This is a genomic window from Paraliobacillus sp. X-1268, from assembly GCF_003426095.1.
In the GTDB taxonomy this organism is placed as follows: domain Bacteria; phylum Bacillota; class Bacilli; order Bacillales; family Amphibacillaceae; genus Paraliobacillus_A; species Paraliobacillus_A zengyii.
Map to the genome: position 1 here is coordinate 17,319 of NZ_QJSK01000019.1, position 18,915 is coordinate 36,233.

At 35.5% G+C, this 18,915-nt stretch carries 24 protein-coding genes and 1 pseudogene; 19 read left to right on the plus strand and 6 right to left on the minus strand.

Annotation, left to right across the window (positions count from 1 at the left end):
• The first annotated feature begins 2 nt into the window (after nt 1-2).
• From D2K62_RS15465 to D2K62_RS15480, 4 genes are all read left to right on the plus strand, one after another.
• On the plus strand, nt 3-692 hold the full coding sequence (locus D2K62_RS15465; RefSeq protein ID WP_117161706.1) for an ATP-binding cassette domain-containing protein: 690 nt from the start codon (nt 3-5) through the stop codon (nt 690-692).
• Nucleotides 689-1,519 carry a hypothetical protein gene (locus tag D2K62_RS15470; RefSeq protein ID WP_117161707.1) on the plus strand — a complete coding sequence of 277 codons (831 nt, stop codon included), beginning with the start codon at nt 689-691 and terminating at the stop codon, nt 1,517-1,519. The genes D2K62_RS15465 and D2K62_RS15470 overlap by 4 nt, the downstream gene beginning before the upstream one ends.
• A 12-nt stretch (nt 1,520-1,531) precedes the next feature.
• Entirely contained in the window at nt 1,532-2,749 is a 1,218-nt protein-coding gene (locus D2K62_RS15475) for a hypothetical protein (RefSeq protein ID WP_117161708.1), read from the plus strand.
• A 69-nt stretch (nt 2,750-2,818) separates the two neighbouring features.
• Nucleotides 2,819-3,361: an RNA polymerase sigma factor gene (locus tag D2K62_RS15480; protein ID WP_157967894.1), complete on the plus strand. Its 543-nt coding sequence runs from the start codon at nt 2,819-2,821 to the stop codon at nt 3,359-3,361.
• Between the two features lie 215 nt (nt 3,362-3,576).
• Here D2K62_RS15480 and D2K62_RS15485 read toward each other — a convergent pair whose 3' ends face one another.
• Genes D2K62_RS15485 through D2K62_RS15500 form a run of 4 tightly spaced genes read right to left on the minus strand, consistent with a single transcriptional unit; the run spans nt 3,577 to nt 5,802 of the window.
• On the minus strand, nt 3,577-4,494 hold the full coding sequence (locus D2K62_RS15485) for an ABC transporter ATP-binding protein (protein ID WP_232828030.1): 918 nt from the start codon (nt 4,492-4,494) through the stop codon (nt 3,577-3,579).
• Complete coding sequence (locus D2K62_RS15490; RefSeq protein WP_117161710.1) at nt 4,495-5,193, minus strand: ABC transporter permease subunit; 699 nt, start codon at nt 5,191-5,193, stop codon at nt 4,495-4,497.
• Nucleotides 5,194-5,218: 25 nt separating this feature from the next.
• Nucleotides 5,219-5,503, minus strand: coding sequence for a hypothetical protein (locus tag D2K62_RS15495; RefSeq protein ID WP_232828031.1), 285 nt, complete (start codon nt 5,501-5,503; stop codon nt 5,219-5,221).
• Complete coding sequence (locus D2K62_RS15500) at nt 5,503-5,802, minus strand: DUF2089 family protein (RefSeq protein WP_117161711.1); 300 nt, start codon at nt 5,800-5,802, stop codon at nt 5,503-5,505. Before D2K62_RS15500 ends, D2K62_RS15495 begins: the two co-directional genes overlap by 1 nt.
• Before the next feature lie 162 nt (nt 5,803-5,964).
• Here D2K62_RS15500 and D2K62_RS19500 point away from each other — a divergent pair.
• The 5 genes and pseudogenes from D2K62_RS19500 to D2K62_RS15525 form a co-directional block, all read left to right on the plus strand.
• Nucleotides 5,965-6,075, plus strand: a pseudogene (locus tag D2K62_RS19500) (DUF805 domain-containing protein); the annotation flags it as partial.
• An 860-nt stretch (nt 6,076-6,935) separates the two neighbouring features.
• Entirely contained in the window at nt 6,936-7,772 is an 837-nt protein-coding gene (locus tag D2K62_RS15510) for an alpha/beta fold hydrolase (RefSeq protein ID WP_112180410.1), read from the plus strand.
• A 452-nt stretch (nt 7,773-8,224) separates the two neighbouring features.
• Nucleotides 8,225-9,832, plus strand: a complete 1,608-nt coding sequence (gene aspD / locus D2K62_RS15515) for an aspartate 4-decarboxylase (RefSeq protein ID WP_112180411.1) — start codon at nt 8,225-8,227, stop codon at nt 9,830-9,832.
• Nucleotides 9,833-9,978: 146 nt separating this feature from the next.
• Nucleotides 9,979-10,689: a M23 family metallopeptidase gene (locus tag D2K62_RS15520; RefSeq protein ID WP_112180412.1), complete on the plus strand. Its 711-nt coding sequence runs from the start codon at nt 9,979-9,981 to the stop codon at nt 10,687-10,689.
• 90 nt (nt 10,690-10,779) lie between these two features.
• Nucleotides 10,780-11,205, plus strand: coding sequence for a PH domain-containing protein (locus D2K62_RS15525; protein ID WP_117161712.1), 426 nt, complete (start codon nt 10,780-10,782; stop codon nt 11,203-11,205).
• A 161-nt stretch (nt 11,206-11,366) separates the two neighbouring features.
• Here D2K62_RS15525 and D2K62_RS19320 read toward each other — a convergent pair whose 3' ends face one another.
• The gene (locus tag D2K62_RS19320; protein WP_255421374.1) at nt 11,367-11,501 is read right to left on the minus strand and encodes a hypothetical protein; all 135 of its coding nucleotides are present in this window, start codon (nt 11,499-11,501) and stop codon (nt 11,367-11,369) included.
• A gap of 192 nt (nt 11,502-11,693) precedes the next feature.
• On the opposite strand from D2K62_RS19320, the gene D2K62_RS15530 reads away from it, so the two are divergent.
• The 6 genes from D2K62_RS15530 (at nt 11,694) to D2K62_RS15555 (ending at nt 16,561) form a co-directional block, all read left to right on the plus strand.
• Nucleotides 11,694-12,923 carry a Bcr/CflA family multidrug efflux MFS transporter gene (locus tag D2K62_RS15530; RefSeq protein WP_117149139.1) on the plus strand — a complete coding sequence of 410 codons (1,230 nt, stop codon included), beginning with the start codon at nt 11,694-11,696 and terminating at the stop codon, nt 12,921-12,923.
• Nucleotides 12,924-13,100: 177 nt separating this feature from the next.
• Nucleotides 13,101-13,691, plus strand: coding sequence for a DsbA family oxidoreductase (locus D2K62_RS15535; RefSeq protein WP_255421372.1), 591 nt, complete (start codon nt 13,101-13,103; stop codon nt 13,689-13,691).
• A gap of 221 nt (nt 13,692-13,912) precedes the next feature.
• Nucleotides 13,913-14,404 carry a DUF2975 domain-containing protein gene (locus tag D2K62_RS15540; protein WP_112180415.1) on the plus strand — a complete coding sequence of 164 codons (492 nt, stop codon included), beginning with the start codon at nt 13,913-13,915 and terminating at the stop codon, nt 14,402-14,404.
• 12 nt (nt 14,405-14,416) lie between these two features.
• Nucleotides 14,417-14,641 (plus strand): helix-turn-helix domain-containing protein, encoded by a 225-nt coding sequence (locus tag D2K62_RS15545; protein WP_112180416.1) that lies wholly within the window; start codon nt 14,417-14,419, stop codon nt 14,639-14,641.
• 71 nt (nt 14,642-14,712) lie between these two features.
• Entirely contained in the window at nt 14,713-15,477 is a 765-nt protein-coding gene (locus D2K62_RS15550) for an undecaprenyl pyrophosphate synthase (RefSeq protein WP_112180417.1), read from the plus strand.
• 244 nt (nt 15,478-15,721) lie between these two features.
• Entirely contained in the window at nt 15,722-16,561 is an 840-nt protein-coding gene (locus D2K62_RS15555) for a nuclease-related domain-containing protein (RefSeq protein WP_112180418.1), read from the plus strand.
• Between the two features lie 194 nt (nt 16,562-16,755).
• On the opposite strand, the gene D2K62_RS15560 is transcribed toward D2K62_RS15555, so the two are convergent.
• The gene (locus D2K62_RS15560) at nt 16,756-16,974 is read right to left on the minus strand and encodes a hypothetical protein (protein ID WP_112180419.1); all 219 of its coding nucleotides are present in this window, start codon (nt 16,972-16,974) and stop codon (nt 16,756-16,758) included.
• Nucleotides 16,975-17,274: 300 nt separating this feature from the next.
• Here D2K62_RS15560 and D2K62_RS15565 point away from each other — a divergent pair, with 300 nt between their 5' ends.
• The 4 genes from D2K62_RS15565 to D2K62_RS15575 all read left to right on the plus strand — a co-directional run bounded on the left by D2K62_RS15565 (nt 17,275) and on the right by D2K62_RS15575 (nt 18,865).
• A complete protein-coding gene (locus D2K62_RS15565; protein WP_255421373.1) occupies nt 17,275-17,364 on the plus strand; it encodes a putative holin-like toxin in 90 nt (29 codons plus the stop codon).
• 270 nt (nt 17,365-17,634) lie between these two features.
• The gene (locus D2K62_RS19195; RefSeq protein WP_232824209.1) at nt 17,635-17,745 is read left to right on the plus strand and encodes a putative holin-like toxin; all 111 of its coding nucleotides are present in this window, start codon (nt 17,635-17,637) and stop codon (nt 17,743-17,745) included.
• Nucleotides 17,746-18,175: 430 nt separating this feature from the next.
• The gene (locus D2K62_RS15570) at nt 18,176-18,613 is read left to right on the plus strand and encodes an HIT family protein (RefSeq protein ID WP_117161713.1); all 438 of its coding nucleotides are present in this window, start codon (nt 18,176-18,178) and stop codon (nt 18,611-18,613) included.
• A gap of 60 nt (nt 18,614-18,673) precedes the next feature.
• The gene (locus tag D2K62_RS15575) at nt 18,674-18,865 is read left to right on the plus strand and encodes a hypothetical protein (protein WP_112180422.1); all 192 of its coding nucleotides are present in this window, start codon (nt 18,674-18,676) and stop codon (nt 18,863-18,865) included.
• Nucleotides 18,866-18,915 lie beyond the last annotated feature (50 nt).

Below are 18,915 nucleotides of genomic sequence, written 5' to 3' on the forward strand. Positions count from 1 at the left end.
GTATGATTGAAGTTAAAGGGATCGAGAAGAAGTATGGGAGAAAGAAAATATTAAAAGACGTGTCTTTTACAGCGAACAAGGGTGAAATTACGTGTTTGATTGGAATAAATGGAGTGGGAAAAACAACGATTTTAAATGCAATTATGGCGCTAACACCCATTAACAAAGGGCAGATTTTAATTGACGGAGAACCGTTAGATAAAAACTCCTTTGAGAAAATCACCTTTATTCCAGATGCAATTACAATGCTTCCGCATATGACGATTGCAGAGACAATGGATTTTATGAATGACTTTTATGCCTGTTGGAATCAAGATCGTGCAACGGAATTACTAGGTTTTTTCCGACTGAATAAAGAAGAGAGAATTTCAACCTTATCCAAAGGAAACACAGCAAAAGTTAATCTGTTACTCGGTTTAGCGCTTGATGTCGACTATGTATTAATGGACGAACCATTTTCCGGTATTGACATGTTCAGTCGAGAAGAAATTGCTAATGTGTTCACGAGTCATTTAATTGAGGGACGCGGAGTTATCATTACGACACATGAAGTAGGGGATATTGAACATTTAATCGATAAAGTTGTCCTACTGGATAACGGCTGTGTCACAAAGGAATTTAACGCGGAAGAAGCGCGTGAAGACGACGGGAAATCTGTCATTGATGTGATGAGAGAGGTGTACCAAAGATGAAGAATTATTTAAAGCTCGTTAACTTTGAATTTAACCGTGTGGTAAAATTATTTGCCGTATTATTAGGGCTCACGTTTGTTGCACAGATGGCTGGGGTGTTTTTTCAGTCAAGAAAGTATCTTGATCAGGCGAATGAACAAATCTATGAATTGATGATCCCGAAAGAACAGTTTTTAGCAGACTTTGGCCAGATGAGTTTTATTGATGTTGTTAATAGTTTATGGTTCTTGGGGCCAATTGCATTATGTGCGGCAGGGGTAGGATTCTATATCTTTCTGATTTGGTACCGTGATTGGTTTGGCAAAAATACCTTTATCTACCGTTTATTAATGCTACCAACAACAAGATTGAATATCCTTTATGCCAAACTTACGGTGATTTTAACGATGACACTCGGTTTGGTTGCCTTTCAACTTATTATTTTACCAATCGAAATGATGCTTCATAAAGGCATGGTAACAGATGAATTTCGCTTGGATATGAGTTTGACAGAAATTTTGGCAAGTACTGGATTAAACATCATTATTCCACAAAGCCTCACACAATTCTTTATACATTATGGATCAGGGATAATGGCAGTTAGTGTTCTTTTTACCGCGATTTTATTGGAAAGAAGTTTTAAGTGGAAAGGAATCTTCGCAGGAATAGTATACGGTGCGCTTGCAGTAGGCGTATTTATATCGCCATTGCTTTTACAGGACTTAGTGTTAGATGGATTCTTCTATCCAATTGAATTGTTTGTTATTGAAATTGTTCTGGTTTTGATTGTTATCATAGTATCTGTTTGGCTGAGCGGATTCTTATTGAAGAAAAAAATCACGGTATAAGGAGTGAGTAAAATGAAAAAGTACTGGAAATTAATTTCCATCACAGCTATTATTGTACTTAGTATAGGAACGTTTTATGTGAACGTTGCTTTGTCAGCGGAACAATTCCCGACGTTTGTGATTAAAACGGTAAGCGGTGATATAGCTGAGATAAAGCCATTGGTGTTGCAGGGATATTACGAAGAAACTAATAGTTATGTTAGCAATAACTTAACTATCACAACAGAAGGGTCTACATACATGGGCTATACCTTTCTAGATCAATTGATTGGAAAGCCAGATGTGATGATTAAGGAATTACAGGAAGAGTATCGAGGCTTTATGCGTGGTAAAACGGACATGATAAGTTTGTTTTCTGAGGATGATCAGTATTTAGCTTATGGAGATGTAAGTTATAAAATGGGTTCGATGCGCTTAAGTGATTTTAAGTTTGATGTTTCTCTTTTAAACAAAAAAGATGGGGACACGAATGCGTTCACCTTAGATGTTCCGAACAATGAAAATTTAGACTATATGTTTGTCGATAGTGTCCAACTAAATGGTAATGAGCTAACCCTAATTACTCAAAATTCGATCCGAAAAAATGATGAGTACTATGATGAAAAACATATTTACACGATTAATATAGATGATCAAGCGATAAGTAGTCATGAAGAACTTTATCAGGCTACTCCAAGTGACGGTAATACGTACACTAATGTTCAATTGATTGGAACAAATACTACCAATACGAATGAACATATTATTCTTTTGAAAACAGAAGAAGAAATGATGGAAGAAATGGAATCTTCTAGAACAGTAGAAATGAATCAAGAAATCATTTCCTACAATCTAGAAACGAAAAAAAGAGAAACCAATGATGTACCAGAATTAAATTTAGAAGAGAATCAACTTAGCTTCTTTGAAGGTTCGACGCTTTATTTTACAAAAGTAGCCGAACAAGAACTGGTAGTCACTCCTTATAGTTTAATGGATGATCAAGTAGGCCAGGCAATAACTCTACCAATATCTAGTGAAAATGAGGAAGGTGTTCAACCCCCAATGATCATGGTGAATAATGGTAAAATCTATGTAGCGGAATCACAGATGAACAAGGATCTTGATTCTAATGTAGTCGTTGCAGACTTGAATACTGGTGAAACACTTTTTGAAGGACAAATAGCTTTAGGAGATTCCTCTGAAGAAATAGGAAATTATGAATTATATTTTCATGAAATAGTATTGAGATAAAAAGGCAAGGCAAGTCATGCATAAGCTTCTAATAAAATCAAACTTTCTAGAATGAGGAGAGGGCTTTATATGAAAACAATAGTAAATCACTCCTACTTTCTAGGAAGTGTTGATCAACATATGACGGAGAAAAAAATAAATGAGCTTTATGTAGAATATAAGAACAGGGTTTACAGACTGGCACTATCTTATGTAAAAGATAGCTATCTAGCAGAGGACCTTTCCCATGAAATTCTTGTTAAATGTTATATAAAACGCGAAAAATTCAAAGGAGATTGTTCTTTTCATTCTTGGATAAATAAAGTTGCAAGTAATCACTGCATTGACTTTTTGAGGAAAAATTATCGTCACCAGGATTTGCTTCAGGAGAACCTAGAGCTATTTACTAGTGATGTAATTTGTTCGCCTGAATCTGAAGCAATAACAAACTGTGATCATGAAGAAATTAGAAACAATCTAAGACAGCTATCCTCGAAATATAAGGAGGTTATTGTTCTCTATTACTTTAAACAATTATCATTGAAAGAAATAGCTGATCAATTAAATTTAAATCTATCAACAGTAAAAACACGCTTGTTTAGAGCAAAGAAGATGTTGAAGGATATGTATTAATGGATGGGAAGCAGGGGATGGTTCTCTGCTTCCTTAAAGTTTTATAAATATTTGTTTTTAGAAAGCAGGCAATTGGAAAGATTGCAATTCTGCTTAAACAGGTCTTTATTTCACTATGCTGCTGCGTTTTAAGCAAAAGAAAAAACAACATGGCCGTTTGTGGAACTTTACGATTTCATTTTAAAATTGAAAATACCTTTGACTATCATCTTAATTTAAGTATTCATAAATACATCCTCTAATGAGCGTTGTTCCACTTTTATTTCATACAAAAGAACACCAGAGTCTATTAGCTCAATTGATAACTTTGGAATGTCGTTATCTGATGCGACATTTAAGAGCGTATATTCTTTTTTCGTCTCTACAAAGTTCAAATCCATTTCAAGCTTCTTAGATAGCACCTGAATATAATCTTCCTGCAAAATCGGTTTTGTCCGAATAGAGATACTAAGTCCAGCTTCCATTTCTTCTTTTAACTGTCGTGGAGTCCCCAACTTCTTGATGACCCCATCGCTCAAAATACCAACCCTATCACTTACTTTATCGATTTCATCAAGATTGTGAGAGGTAAGAAGAATTGTTTTCCCTTGTTCTTGTAGCCTTGTCACTAATTTCCGTATTTTAATTGCTGATTCTGGATCCAGTCCTGAAGTGGGTTCATCAAGAATAATTAAATTCGGGTTTCCTAACAATGCTTGAGCTATGCTGATTTTCTTCTTCATACCAAAGGAGTAAGATTTAATCTTTTTCTTTTCTGCACCCTCTAATCCAACATCTTTCATTAAAGATTCATAGTCTTTTTTGCTACGTTGATCACCTACCAATTCTCCCATATATCGTAAGAAATGAATTCCTTTCATATGTTCATATAAATTGGATATATCCGGCATAACGCCCATTTCTTTTTTTGCCTTATCAATCTGTTTATCTGGAAATCCCATTATTTCAAATGAACCGGAGCTTTTGTTAATAATACCAGTAATAGTATGAATAAGGGTAGACTTTCCTGCGCCGTTATGACCAACGAACCCAAAGACCTCACCTTGATGAACTGTTAAATCAATACCTTTTAAGACTTCCGTTGTTCCTCCATACTTTTTCGTCAATTGATTTATTTTAATTATCTCCATCATTTATAAGTCCCTTCTTCCCATAATAAAAACAGATATTAGAAAATAGACAGTACCAATAGCCAATGGAATCAACATCATGAAAATTGAACCTTCTAAGTATTTGTATGGCAGGATATATTTAAATGGTACTAAATACCATTTATCGGACACGGCCGCTATTAATCCTATAATTGGTAAAGTAATACCAATTATAATACCTAAGAACATCGTTAATTTGGTCTTCGTGATCACTGTGGACATTAATAGTACAAAACTGATAATATAAAATAAAAATAGTAAGGATTGAAAATAGTCTTTCGGAAACCATGATCCTGCAATCACAGATAATATTGCAAAGGATATAGACACTGTGACAAACCAAAAAAGCATCGTTCCTAAAAACTTTCCGATCATGATTTGTAGCCTAGATACTTTCGTCACAAGTAGTCGCATCGTTTTCAATTCAATCTCCTTGTTAACCAAATCATGTGATGTTGCGAAAACGAATAAAAACCCAAAAACTATTACAATCAATGCAATTGCGGCTGTATATAAAGATCCTTCTTCGTTGCTACTTTCCATAAATTCATTAATAAAGCTAGGATTGTTATCAATGTATGTTGCTGATTGGTACGAAATAAATGTAATAAATAATATAATTAGAATGGACCGTACACTTGTAAATGAATCGATAAACTCTCGTTTTAATACATGAATCATTTTTTTCCCCTTTCTACTTATCAAACTACTTCAGATCATGAGATTCCATTTTTTCTAATTCTCTTCTTCTACGTTTACGATGGGATTCTCTACCACCAAACCACTGTCCAAGTAAAAACAGCATTCCAACAATGAGATAAAGGATGAAGGCGAAGATGTTTTCAATATGATTTGTTACAAACATATAAGTTAAAAATAGTATAAAAACTACTGGTATAAACGCACCCCAATAAACATTATTTCTAGTAGAAAAAAAGTATTGTACAGCAAGTATTCCTGCATAAATAAAAACCATATCAATATCAATCATTATTTCTCACTTCTTTCTTTTTTGTATTTTTCAATAATTAATTTTGCTTCCTCTAAATTTATTCGGTCATCAATCGAAAGTTTTTTTATAAATTGAATGAACTCCTCATTATCCATATCATCATTTAATTTTATCTTCTGGATTAACCTATCCAGCTTAATCCTCACTGTTGGGTAAGATACATCATATATTTTTGCGATTTCTTTTAAAGAACCTGAATTCGTAACAAATTTTTTAATAAATTCCATATCTTCTTCATCTAAAGATAAAATCCAATTTGGCACATTTTTTATATCCATTTAGTCACCTCATTTCATTTGTTTTATAAATTCACCTTAACATAATACTTAATAAAATCAAGTTATTTATAAATATTATTTAAGTTTATCTTTAAAAATAATTTATTATTGTTATGAAAATTTCCTTGGAAAGAGGGGTGGAAATAGAATGGTATATAAAAGTATGCAAGGTTTAGTGGGAGAGCAAGACGAAAAGAATACTGGATAATTACATTGATCAATATAATTATTGGAATCATCCTTGCAAGCTGCAAACAATCTGTAATTTATTTGTTTTCATGACCGTATTTTATTGATGAAATAATATTAAAATGATTAATTTGTTTTATAATAATAGTACGATCTTGATAAGGAGGTTTGTTTAAGTGAATACAAAAGAAGAAGCAATAAAGTTAATAAAGGATTTACCGGAGAATGCAACTCTTGAAGAGATCATGAGAGAACTTTATGTAAGATAAAAAATTGATAAAGGACTTCAAGAATTAAACGCGGGAAAAGTTGTTTCTCATAACAAAGCTAAGGAGGAGTTAGGGAAATGGCTCAGCTAAGATGGACAGAATCTGCTGTAATGGATTTAGATAAAATATGTAATTATACCTCCAGGATTTCATAATGATTATGAAGTTGTTAAAGTCCGCCCAATTTTGCTTCAATGAATACCTCGTTTAACTACATCCGGCTGGTATTAGAATGGAATCAGGGGACGGTTCGGACCCAGTGAAAAAATAGTCTATTTCCGGGGTACTTAAATGTCTCAGCACACGACAAACGTGGTTTAGAAGCGATTCTATGGCCACGTTTTTTAATTGCATTTTTTCACTTTGAAAAAGTTGGACTTTATCATCGGTCCCGAACCGTCCCCTGTTCCCTGAAACAAAAATATGAAATTATTGTTAATTTAGTTTGCAATGCTATGTAAGGGTTTACCTTCATAATAGTGCACTTTGCGTAGGATTAAGGTTAATCGTTAGACCTTAAACCATGTATGAATCGTGCACTGTTCTGTTTCGAACCATGTCGAAGAAATTAATATTTTCTTTACAATAAACGCGTTGATTAAAAATTTTTATACGACTAATATTGATTAGAAATATTTGTAATAAAATTAGGGATGAAAAATGGAGGAATAGCAAATGGGAAAGGTTACAGTTGGACATGAAAATGAAATTGAGATTGAGCTTCACTATGAGGATGTAGGAGCGGGTAAACCGGTTGTCTTGATTCATGGTTGGCCGCTCAGCGGAAGATCTTGGGAGAAGCAAGTGCCTGCATTGGTGGAAGCAGGTTATCGAGTAATTACTTATGATCGTCGAGGGTTCGGTCAATCCTCACAACCTTGGACTGGTTACGATTACGATACACTCGCAGCAGACTTGAATAAATTGATCTTACAACTGGACCTTCAAGATGTAACGCTGGTTGGTTTTTCTATGGGAGGCGGTGAAGTGTCGCGTTACATCGGCACTTATGGAACAGATCGTTTGGCAAAAGCGGTGTTAGCCGGCGCAATTCCTCCGTTTCTGCACAAAAATTCAGATAACCCGGATGGAGGATTCGATGATGAGACTATCCAAGGTTTTCTAGACGGGGTGAAAGCCGATCGATTGGCGTTTCTGGATACGTTTATGACAAACTTCTTCGCATCGGGGGATCGAACTGATTTGGTTACCGAAGCTTTCCGTCTGTATAATCGCGATATTGCCGCCTTCGCTTCACCGAAAGGCACACTTGATTGCATCTCAGCATTTAGCTATACAGATTTTCGTGGGGATTTGGAGAAATTCAACTTGCCAACGTTAATACTCCATGGTGAAGCCGATGCGGTTGTACCTGTTGAAATCAGCGGTCAGAGGGCACATGATCAGATTCCAGGCGGCCAGCTAGTACTAATTAAAGACGGGCCGCACGGATTTAACGCTACACATGCAGAAGAATTTAACCATGCATTGGTGAAATTCTTAAATTCCTAATGCAATGGAGAATGGCGCTTCCCAGGAAAAAGAGTAATGACGATCAAAAGACTATCTAAATAAGCAAATTTCTAAATGGAAAATCCACACCGTGAACTACGGTGTGGATTTTCCCATGAATATGCTTTGAAATGGGAAAAGCTATGTAATCAGTTAGAAAATTATAAATTAAGTAGGCGTGACAATAAAAAATGAGATAGCCTTTTCCTATGAAGATAGTAAAATATAATATTTAGAGGTCTATATTGAGCGACTTGAAGAACATGGTTGGCGAGTTGTCACAAAAGAAGATTAAAAACGCTGATTATTGCAGATGCATTGAGCCCAAGATGAAAGTCCATAAGTCATCTTAAACACACTATTATCAAAAAAACATATGCGTTCCATTATAATCCACTTCTATTGTGGAATACTCTTTGTAGATAGTAGTTTGTTTACGAGGAGGATCTGTTATGGATGAACCAAAGAAGGAAAGTCAGCAATTAGATAAAATAAGTCCGTTTGAATTGAAAGACAAGCTCATTGATCTAGCAATTGGAAAAAAGAGAATAACGAGAACGATGTTAGATGCGGGGCGTGGTAATCCGAATTGGATAGCAGCGACAGCTCGGGAAGCGTTTTTTGCACTTGGACAATTCGCTGTTATCGAATCAAGAAGCGTTTGGAATGAAGGCGATTTAGCTGGCATGCCAAATCGTGATGGAATTGCGGAACGAATTTCTAACTATGTGAATGAAAATCAGGGTATTCCAGGAATTCCGTTGCTGAAAGAAGTTATTGCTTACGGAATTAATCAAAAACAGTTTGAGGCTGATGCATGGGTCTATGAATTAGTCGATGGCATTATAGGCGATAACTATCCAAATCCCGATCGAATGCTTGTTAGAACGGAACAGGTTGTCCATGATTTTTTAATGAAAGAAATGGGTGGGCAAGATGTGTCAGGGACTTCATTTGATTTATTTGCTGTAGAAGGTGCAACAGCAGCAATGTGTTATATCTTTGAGACGTTATATAGAAATCACTTACTCTCCAAGGGATCGAAAATAGCGGTGATGGTTCCCATTTTTCCACCGTACATAGAGATTCCAGAGCTCCCTAACAATGATTACCACCTTGTGCGAATAGAAGCAAGTGGTGTAGATGATGAAGGAAATCACACGTGGCAATACCCCGAGGAAGAATTAGAAAAGTTAAAAGATAAGGATATTAAAGCACTCTTTCTCGTTAATCCAAGCAATCCACCATCTGTTTCGATCAAAAAAGAATCAATCGAACAGATTATACAAATTGTGAAACAAGATAATCCCAACTTGATGATTATTTCCGATGATGTCTACGGGACTTTTGTTGAAGGATTTCGTTCATTAATGATGGATTTGCCTTACAATACAATTGGCGTATATTCTTTTTCAAAATATTTTGGTGTGACAGGTTGGCGGTTAGGAACTGTCGCCATCAATCAAACGAATGTGTTTGATCAATTAATTAAAGCGTTACCGGACGAAGAGAGGGAAGTTTTGAATAAAAGATATGCCTCGCTTACGTCGGATCCGGAAAACCTTACGTTTATCAATCGCATGGTAGCGGATAGTAGGGACGTCGCAATGAACCACACTGCTGGATTATCGACACCACAACAAATACAAATGGCGATTTTTTCAATTTTTGCGGTGCTTGATACGAAAAATGTATATAAACAAAAAACGAATGACATTTTACATCGCAGAATGCATTTATTATATGAAGGTCTTGGTTTGCCGAAGAAAGACTTACCATACGAGGCTGACTATTATACGAAGATTGATTTGGAAATCTGGTGTAAGCATCATTATGAAGAAGGGTTTACAGACTACCTTAAAAAGAACTACAAACCAGTAGACATATTATATCGCTTAGCCGAAAAGTCATCGATTGTATTATTAGGTGGCGAAGGATTCTTAGCACCAGCATGGTCAATCAGAGTGTCACTTGCTAATTTAAATGACGAAGCATATTCGCGTATTGGTCAAGAATTGAAAAATGTGCTAGAAGATTATGTGAAGGAATGGAAAGGATAGTACCACCATTTTAATTAGAATTTTTATGTGTTTCAAATAATTTCCATGTTACAGTTGTAGTGATTAAAAGATAAGCCAAATAAGAATTCTATAAAAAAAGAACTTTTGCAATTTTGATTGATACTATGATAGGAAAGGTGATTAGTATGCATGATAATGAAGCATCTGTGTCAAGTAATCTTAGTGGTCATGACGTGATTGGGTCTCTGCCTTTTGTGGGCAGATGGTTAGTTGGATCTACCCCAGCAAAGCGGGTGCCGAGTCATGGTACAGATATGTTTGGGGTAGGTTATGCTATTGACTTTATTGCAGTCGATGAACAGAATCGATCAAGTACATCCACAAGTTGGCGTACACATTTAGGGACCGAGTCTCCTGAAATATTCTATGCATTTGGTCTGCCGGTTGTCTCACCTGTTTCTGGAAAAGTAGTTAGCATTCATAATGGCGAACCCGATCATGAAGCACGGCGATCGGTTCTAACATTGATACCTTATATGTTGGGGCAAGGCAAGAGAATTCGTAAGGGACCGGAAACAATCGCTGGAAATTACGTAATAATTGCACCAGACAATTCTGATGTATTTATTGCCATTGTTCACCTACAGTTAAATTCACTTGTAGTGGAAAAAGGGCAGTATATATCAGAAGGACAACACATCGCTAATTGTGGCAATTCTGGAAACTCAACGCAACCACATATTCATATTCAAGCAATGAATAGTACAGACTTTTCTATTACGCAAGGTGTTCCGTTATACTTTCGCAAGTTTTCCCAGTGGAATAAAGGAGAAAGCGTACGAAAGTCTCGTAAGAACGCTTTCCCTGATGCTGATACTATTGTCAGTCCTGAGTAAATCATCAGAATAAAGTAAAGGCAGGAATTTGTTGATTTTTGTAGAAACTAGATACTATGAAGAAATATCTATTTTGAGGGAGTGAAGTTTATGGGTTTTATGGATGGTCTATTAGGTAATTACTCTGAGGTAACAATTGACGAACTACATAGTCAATACGGTGAGTATTTAATGCTTGATGAACAAATTGAAATGGGATTTAAGTTAGTTCGAGATACATTTATATTTACGGAAAACCGGTTAATCTTGCTTGATCACCAGGGTGTAACAGGAAAGAAAACACGAATCCTTTCTATTAGCATTGATGCTATTTTCAATGTGACATTGGAAACTGGTGGAACAGGCTTTGATGATAGTGAACTCACCGTTCACTACATTGTTTCACCTTATTATAGGGCGAACAATGTGGAGACAAGCACCTATACGTTTGAATTTGGTAAGAAATTTAACGTGCAACCAATTTATGTGGCGCTAACAACGCTCGCGCATGAAAACAGAACTAGAATTAATAAATAAGGATAGGACTGTAAACCTTCTTTTTAAGGGGACTGTTAATAGCGTAAAAATGGTGTCAGGCACTTTTTAGTTGCCTGACACCATTTTTTTATTTCCATATCGTCCTGTTGTTAAAACAACATGTTTGATCAATGCGTGTTTAGTCATGCATTCCTCCGGCTTCACGAGAAGTCATTGCACCTTGGCCGTCTTTTACATCTTTTTGAATTTGTTTTTTTAACTTTTTGTGGATCTGTACCAGCAAATTCAGGTTCCATATAATCTACGTTTTGTTTCGCTTGTTTATTTTTTGGCATAAAAGTTTCTCCTCACAGGATTGTTTGGTTACACATATGGTTTACAGAAAGTACTGGTTTATTCAAAAATAAAACGGTCAGACATAATTAGTGAAAATTTTTCTCTAAAGTAATACAATATGTAAAGTGGATAGAGAATGAAGGTTTTCTAACTCATAAAAACAATATGACGTATGAAGGGTGATTGATAAATTGGATACATTAACAAAGACGAAACGTTTACAGATAGCTTTATTGTTGGGATCGCTTTCTTTACTGGGTCCTTTCACAATAGATACATATTTACCGTCCTTTCCAACTATTGTAGGAGACTTAAATACAACTGCTTCTTTAGTGCAATTAAGTTTAACGACGTGTCTTTTAGGACTAGGCGCGGGACAATTGATTATTGGACCAATGAGTGATGTGATAGGTCGTCGTAAACCATTGCTTATTTTTCTAAGCTTGTATTTGCTTGCATCATTAGTTTGTTCTGTAGCACCTAATATCTATGCGTTGCTTGCTTCTCGTTTCGTGCAAGGCTTTGCAGCTGCAGGTGGACTTGTTATTTCAAGAGCAATCGTTAGGGATCTCTATAGTGGAAGGGAACTTACGAAATTTTTTGCTACATTGATGTTAGTCGGAAATCTTGGTCCAATTATTGCACCAATAGCAGGTGGTGCTATACTTGCTTTTGCTAATTGGAAAGTGGTCTTTCTTTTCTTGGCTTTCGTTAGTTTGATTTTAATAGTAGTTGTTTCTTTCAAGCTCGAAGAAACATTACCAGCGGAAAAGCGTATACCAAGTAATTTTAGAAATGTAGTTGGTAATTTTGGCACCTTATTAAAGGATAGTGAATTTACAGGTTACGCATTTGCGCAAGGTTTTACGATGGCTGGAATCTTCGCATATGTATCTGGGATTTCTTTTGTTTATCAAAATATCTATGGTGTTTCGCCACAAGTATTCAGTTTGTTATTTGGTGTAAATGGTTTGGGTCTAATCGTAGGTACGCAAATTGTTGGTCGAGTTTCAGTTATTTCTGAGCGCGCTTTTTTGAAAATTGGTTTAGCTATTTCTAATTCTGCAGCTGTTTTATTGCTGATCGCTCTACTATTAAAAGCACCATTAATAGCTGTTGCCATTCCTATTTTCTTTTTCGTAACCTCGATCAGCATTATTGCAACGTCTGCTTTTTCTTTGGCTATGGAAACGAAAGGGCATATGGCGGGAAGTGCATCTGCATTACTCGGTGTACTGCCATTTTTACTAGGATCGTTAACTGCTCCACTAGTGGGAATAGCCGGAGAAAATTCAGCAATTCCAATGGGGGTTGTTATCTTGTCGGCAAGCTTGCTAGCATTTTTATCGTATTTTATATTAGTCCGAAAAACGCCATTCAAAGTAAATAGTACAGAACAAATGGTTAAAAATAACTTATAGTTTAGGGTTAATGTGACACCTTTTTTTAAAAATGAGATCATACTTCAGTGCTAGTAACCGAGCATATTGAAACTAAAAGTTGAAGACTTTTGGTACAATAGATGATAGATAAACATAAATGGAGGGATTATTTTGCATATTGAAATGTGGACTGACTTTGCTTGACCGTTTTGCTATATTGGCAAAAAGCATCTGGAGGATGCTCTTAAAAAAATTGATCACCCAATTGAAGTAACTTATAGAAGTTTCGAGTTGGATCCAACATCGGAACGAGATATAAAAGAAAATATGTATGAAATGTTAGCGAAAAAATATGGAATGACTATAGAGCAGGCAAAAGCAAACAGTCAGAACATGGTTAAGATGGCAAAAGAAGCTGGTTTGGATTACCATTTAGATACACTGATTTTAACCAATACGTTTGATGCCCATCGACTGGCTGTCTTCGCTAAAAAACATGGTTTGATGAAGGAAATGACTGAGAGAATATTGCATGCTTATTTTACAGAATCAAAACACATTGGTGACCATAATACATTAACAGAATTAGCTGTTGAAGTTGGATTGGATCGAGAATTAGTGACCAATATGCTTGCTAGTGATGAGATGAAGGTAGAAGTACGTGCAGACGAGCAACAAGCAACTGCATATGGCATTAATGGTGTGCCTTTTTTCTTAATTGATAATAAGTATGCCCTTAATGGCGCGCAGCCTACAGAGGCGTTTGTACAAGCAATTGAAAAAGTAATAGCAGAGAACGAATCATAAAGTGTTAGCGTGTTTGGATTGAATCGATAATTTAATCAAGACAAATAATTTTAGAGAAGCTTGTGCTCAAGCTTCTTTTTTTTGGCATAATTTGTTCTTCATGTATATGTATATATTGATCGAAACAACAAAATATACATGTAATTTAATAATATTTTATTGCAAAACGATAAATAACTTGTTAAGATACAAATAGAAAATAACTAGGTGAGGTGCATGTGATGAATCGAGGATCAACAATTTTTTTAAAGATATCTATTTTTGTGATTGGAATTCCAGTGCTCGCTTTGTGTAGCTTTTTATTGCCAAAGATAGCAATGGAAGCCATCGAACAGGCGCAAAACGGGGAAGGATTAGGGTATGTTGTATTAGGCATTTTAATTATTATGTATGGATCGGCAATACCATTTTATATTGCGTTGTATCAAGGTTTGCTGCTTTTAAGTTACATTGACAAGAACCAGGCTTTCTCAGCATTATCAGTGAGCGCGCTGCGGAAGATAAAAAAATCTGCCAAACTAATTTTTGGTTTGTATGTAATGGCTTTACCATTGATTTTTATCATAGCGGAGTGGGACGATGCACCTGGCCTCGTATTGTTCGGGATGGTTATTGCTGGTGCTTCGCTGATTGTCGCAGTATTTGTTGCCACGCTTCAAAGACTCCTGCAGCAAGCGATCAACATAAAATCCGAAAATGATTTAACAGTCTGAGGTGGAAAATAGATGATTATAATCAATATTGACGTGATGCTGGCAAAAAGGAAGATGAGCGTAACAGAGCTTTCTGAGAGAGTTGGGATAACGATGGCTAACCTTTCTATTTTAAAAAATGGTAAAGCAAAAGCGGTTCGATTATCAACGCTGGAGGCAATTTGTAAGTCACTAGATTGCCAACCAGGGGACATTTTAGAATACAGAAGTGACGATGAAGATCAGGATCTGGCGTAAATGTTAAGTCTGATACGCTGTTGTGATTTCCACCTGTTATTTAGGCAAAACAATGATTTTAGGGGGATACAATCCATATGAAAATTCCTTTTTTAACGAAAAAAGATGAGGAAACAAATTTTTATTATACAGAAGCACAAACACCGGACCATATCGCGATCATTATGGACGGAAACGGGCGCTGGGCTAGTAATAGAGGGTTGCCAAGGTTTGCTGGCCATAAAGAAGGATTATCTGTTGTTGTAAAAGTGGTCAAGGCAGCTGTCAAATGCAAGGTCAAGGTGTTGACACTATATACGTTTTCCACGGAAAATTGGAAGCGTCCAAAGCCTGAGGTCGACTTTATATTGAAGCTTCCCAAAGAGTTCATGCATGTTTATCTGCCAGAGATTAAATCCAATAATGTACGTATTGAGGTTATCGGTAATATGGAAGGTCTTCCAATTTCTACACGTGAAGCGCTACAATATGCGATTGACTCTACGAAAGATAACGACGGCCTTCAGCTGAATCTCGCCCTTAATTATGGAAGTAAACATGAATTACTGCAGGCGATGAAAGGTATGTTTGCTGATCTACTCGATGAGAAATTGTCTCTTGATGAAGTAGACGAACAACATTTTTCAACGTATCTAGATACAGCTGGTATTCCAAATCCAGACCTACTTATTCGAACTGGTGGAGAAAAGCGCCTAAGCAATTTCCTATTATGGCAGATGGCCTACACGGAGTTCTGTTTCACTGATGTGCTGTGGCCAGACTTTTCCGAGAAGGAATTTAGACTTGCCCTGGAAGAATACCAGCTACGAAAAAGAAGATTTGGTGGATTAGCATGACGTTTTCGAAATGGGGGGAGCATTTAGCTTCTCTTTTTTTTGGTTATTAATTTAAACCTGGAACAGTAGGTAGTGGTGAACTGTCCATCTTAAACCAGTTAATTAAGCTGAATTTTAGATAACGTATTTTTTATAAGGAAAAAGTAATAGTTTTTACTTATTAACTCGAACTTTCTGTTAAACTAGTAAAGGGTTTTATACGAAAGGCTAGAGAATCGAATGTTGGATAATAAGGAGCAGGACAATGTTTAAATTTTTCAAGAAAAAGAAGCAAGTAGAAAAAAAGTCTGTACAAACAAAGAAGCAAAATCCAAAGAAAAAGAAATCACCAACAAATAGAAGTAATGAGGAACTTGCTGCGGTTAAAGGCGAGATTGGCGAACATAAGATTGATATTCAGCTGGCTCAGATGCCGAAAGAATATCGGTATGTAAATGATCTTATGATTAAGAATTCTAAATCAAAGTCTGGTTATTCTCAAATAGATCATGTAGTGCTCACGCCTTACGGAATTTTCGTAATTGAGACAAAAAATTATCAAGGAACAATTTATGGTGGAAAAGATAGAAAGACATGGCTTGTAAATGGGAAGTTTAAGTTCATGAATCCTTTTAATCAGAATTATGGACATATTAAAGCGTTACTGCAGGTAGCGGGTGTGAAGCATAAGGATCTTATTATTTCGATGGTGTCGTTCACAAAACGCTGCACGTTTAAAGTAGGGCTGGAATTGCGCAAGATTACTTCTAATAATTTGATTGTTTATGATATTGAATTATCGGAATTTATCTATAGAAAAGTGAATGTCCAAAAGATTACACATAAAAAGCCACTTTTGACAGATGAGCAGATCGATCGAATTTATCAAAGTTTACTAGATGTAAACATTACAGATCAATCGATTCGCGCACAGCATAATGAAGCGATAAAGGCTGTGACCTCTAACGTTACTAAAACCGCTGCTTCAACAAGTACGTGTGTTGTATGTGATAAAGCTGTTACCGAAAAGGTGAAACAGTATTGTTTAGACAATGAACGCTTTAAAGGAAAAGTGTATTGTTACGAACATCAGAAAAGTTTGTAGTGAGGAAGCAGGTGACGGTTCTTTGCTTCCTGTCGTCATACACTATAGCATTAGGGCGTGCACATTAAGTAATTCAATAACTGTTGAAGATGAATATTTCGTATTCAGTGTCAGAAAATAATTAATAGTATAGGATTAGATAAAGAAGCCCCTACAATTGTGGGGGCTTCTAATAGTATATGCAGTATGTATAATTATTCTTTGATTATTATAGTTTTAATAGCGTGATAAATTACCAATAAACCAACAATTATTGCGGTTGTCCTCATTAAAAATTCTGCAATTAAAAGTCCGCCTAGGGTCCTTTGTATATCATAGCCCTGTCCCGTTATAATTACTGGAGCAAAGATTATCAGGGTACCAATAATTAGAGAGAGAATTAAAAAAGAAAAATTTGTTATGTTTTTTTTCATATAATAACTCCTTTGCATTAAGATAATGTAATCTTGTACATACAATCTCCTATTTGAGGACTTAAGTATATAATGATAGCAACCTATTGTAAATAGTTTACAAGGGAGTATTTGTGTTGTTTATTTAGCAATTGGTGGAAATGCGGAAAAGTCTTAGGACTTATGTTGTTATAAAAAATCTTCATACAAAGAACAACAGTTCCTTTTTTGATCTTTGTTTATGGTATAATTTAGTAAGATAATGTTCTGTTAGGGAGAGGTCGGCTAAGTCCCCAATGAGAGGGGGTGATGCCTATGGGTATGTATGAAAGTTTTATGGTGTTGTTTGGCTTTGGCACCTTCTTGCTTGCACTACTCGCATTGATCGTAACGTTGATCAATAGAAAATAGACCTCCCTATTTACCCATCAGTTCTTAGGTGAGGTCTATCTAGAAAAATGATAGCCGATCCCTCTGGGGGAACCGCTTATCTATAAACCACAGTTAGCGCTGTGGTTTATTAGTATATAATGATCTTAAATAAATTATACCATATTTATTAAATACAAGAAATAATTAGAATGCAAATAATGAACCTCAATTTTATCGCTTCGATAATTTCCATGATAATATCAAAATGTTCCGGCTAACCCCATTTGAGAGGGGGTGATGCCTATGGGTATGTATGAAAGTTTTAGGCTGCTGTTTGGTTTTGGCATCTTCTTGATTGCACTACTCGCATTGATCGTAACGATCAATAGAAAATATACCTCCCTATTTACCCACAAGTGACTAGATGAGGTCTATCGAAAACCCGATAGCCGATCCCCTGGGGGAACCGCTTATCTATAAACTACAGTTAACGCTATGGTTTATTAGTATATAATGACCTTAGTTAAATTATACCATATTTAATAATTAGAATGCAAATAATGAACCTCAACTTGAACCCTTCGATAATTCCCATAATAATATAAAAATGTTCCTTGAGATTTCGATTCATTTCTTTTAATGGAAGCAAAGAACTGTCCCTTGCTTCGACCTTTTTAATCCAAAGTATGCTAAAATTGTAAAATATAAATTAAATGAACTAGATAAATGATAACACAGTTATTCATATAATGAGTGTTGAAATTCGCGTTATTTTAACTGTTTAGATCTATGAGAAACTTGAGTTTCTGAATTTTTAATAGAGCGATATTAGAATGAAGGTTGTGATAAGGTGGACTGTTTAGGTTGTAATTTAGCAAATAAACTGGAACAAGCCTATGTAGTATTAGAGGATAACTATGTTTGTTGTTTCTTGGACCATGACCCGTACAATGAAGGACATATTTTAATTTTACCTAAAAATCATATAAGATACTATGATGAACTTGACGATAATACAGCAAATTCAATAATGAAGTCTGCGAAAATTATCACTAAGGTAATGAAGGAACTTTATAAACCTGATGGTATTACTATATGTCAAAATGGTGGGATTTTTGATGAATTAACCCATTTCCATATGCATGTTGTTCCAAGATACGAAGAGCAAAATTTCGCAGAATTTTTTACTGAAAAAGCTGAAAAAATAGCAGTGAGTGGTAATAGTTTATCCACTACCAGAAGGAATATAATCGAAGCGATAAATAGTCTTTATAAATTTTCTTCTTAATTATACGGAGTTATGTTAATAAAGCTATGATCTAAGTTGACTATAAGGGGAGCGATACAGATGGAAGTTGTTGCGATACTTGGTTTTTATGTTTTACCAATATTGACTATTGTCTTTTGTCTAAACTTAGTATCAATTATAACAAAAGTGAAGAATGATGAGGCAACTACATATAATACTTTATTGCTGACAGTATCATTCACTATGCTTATGTGGTACTTTGCATTGCTTATTGTGATGACTGCAAAATAATATGTGTCTTAATGACAATCACTGACAAGAGATTGTCGTTATCACTTAGA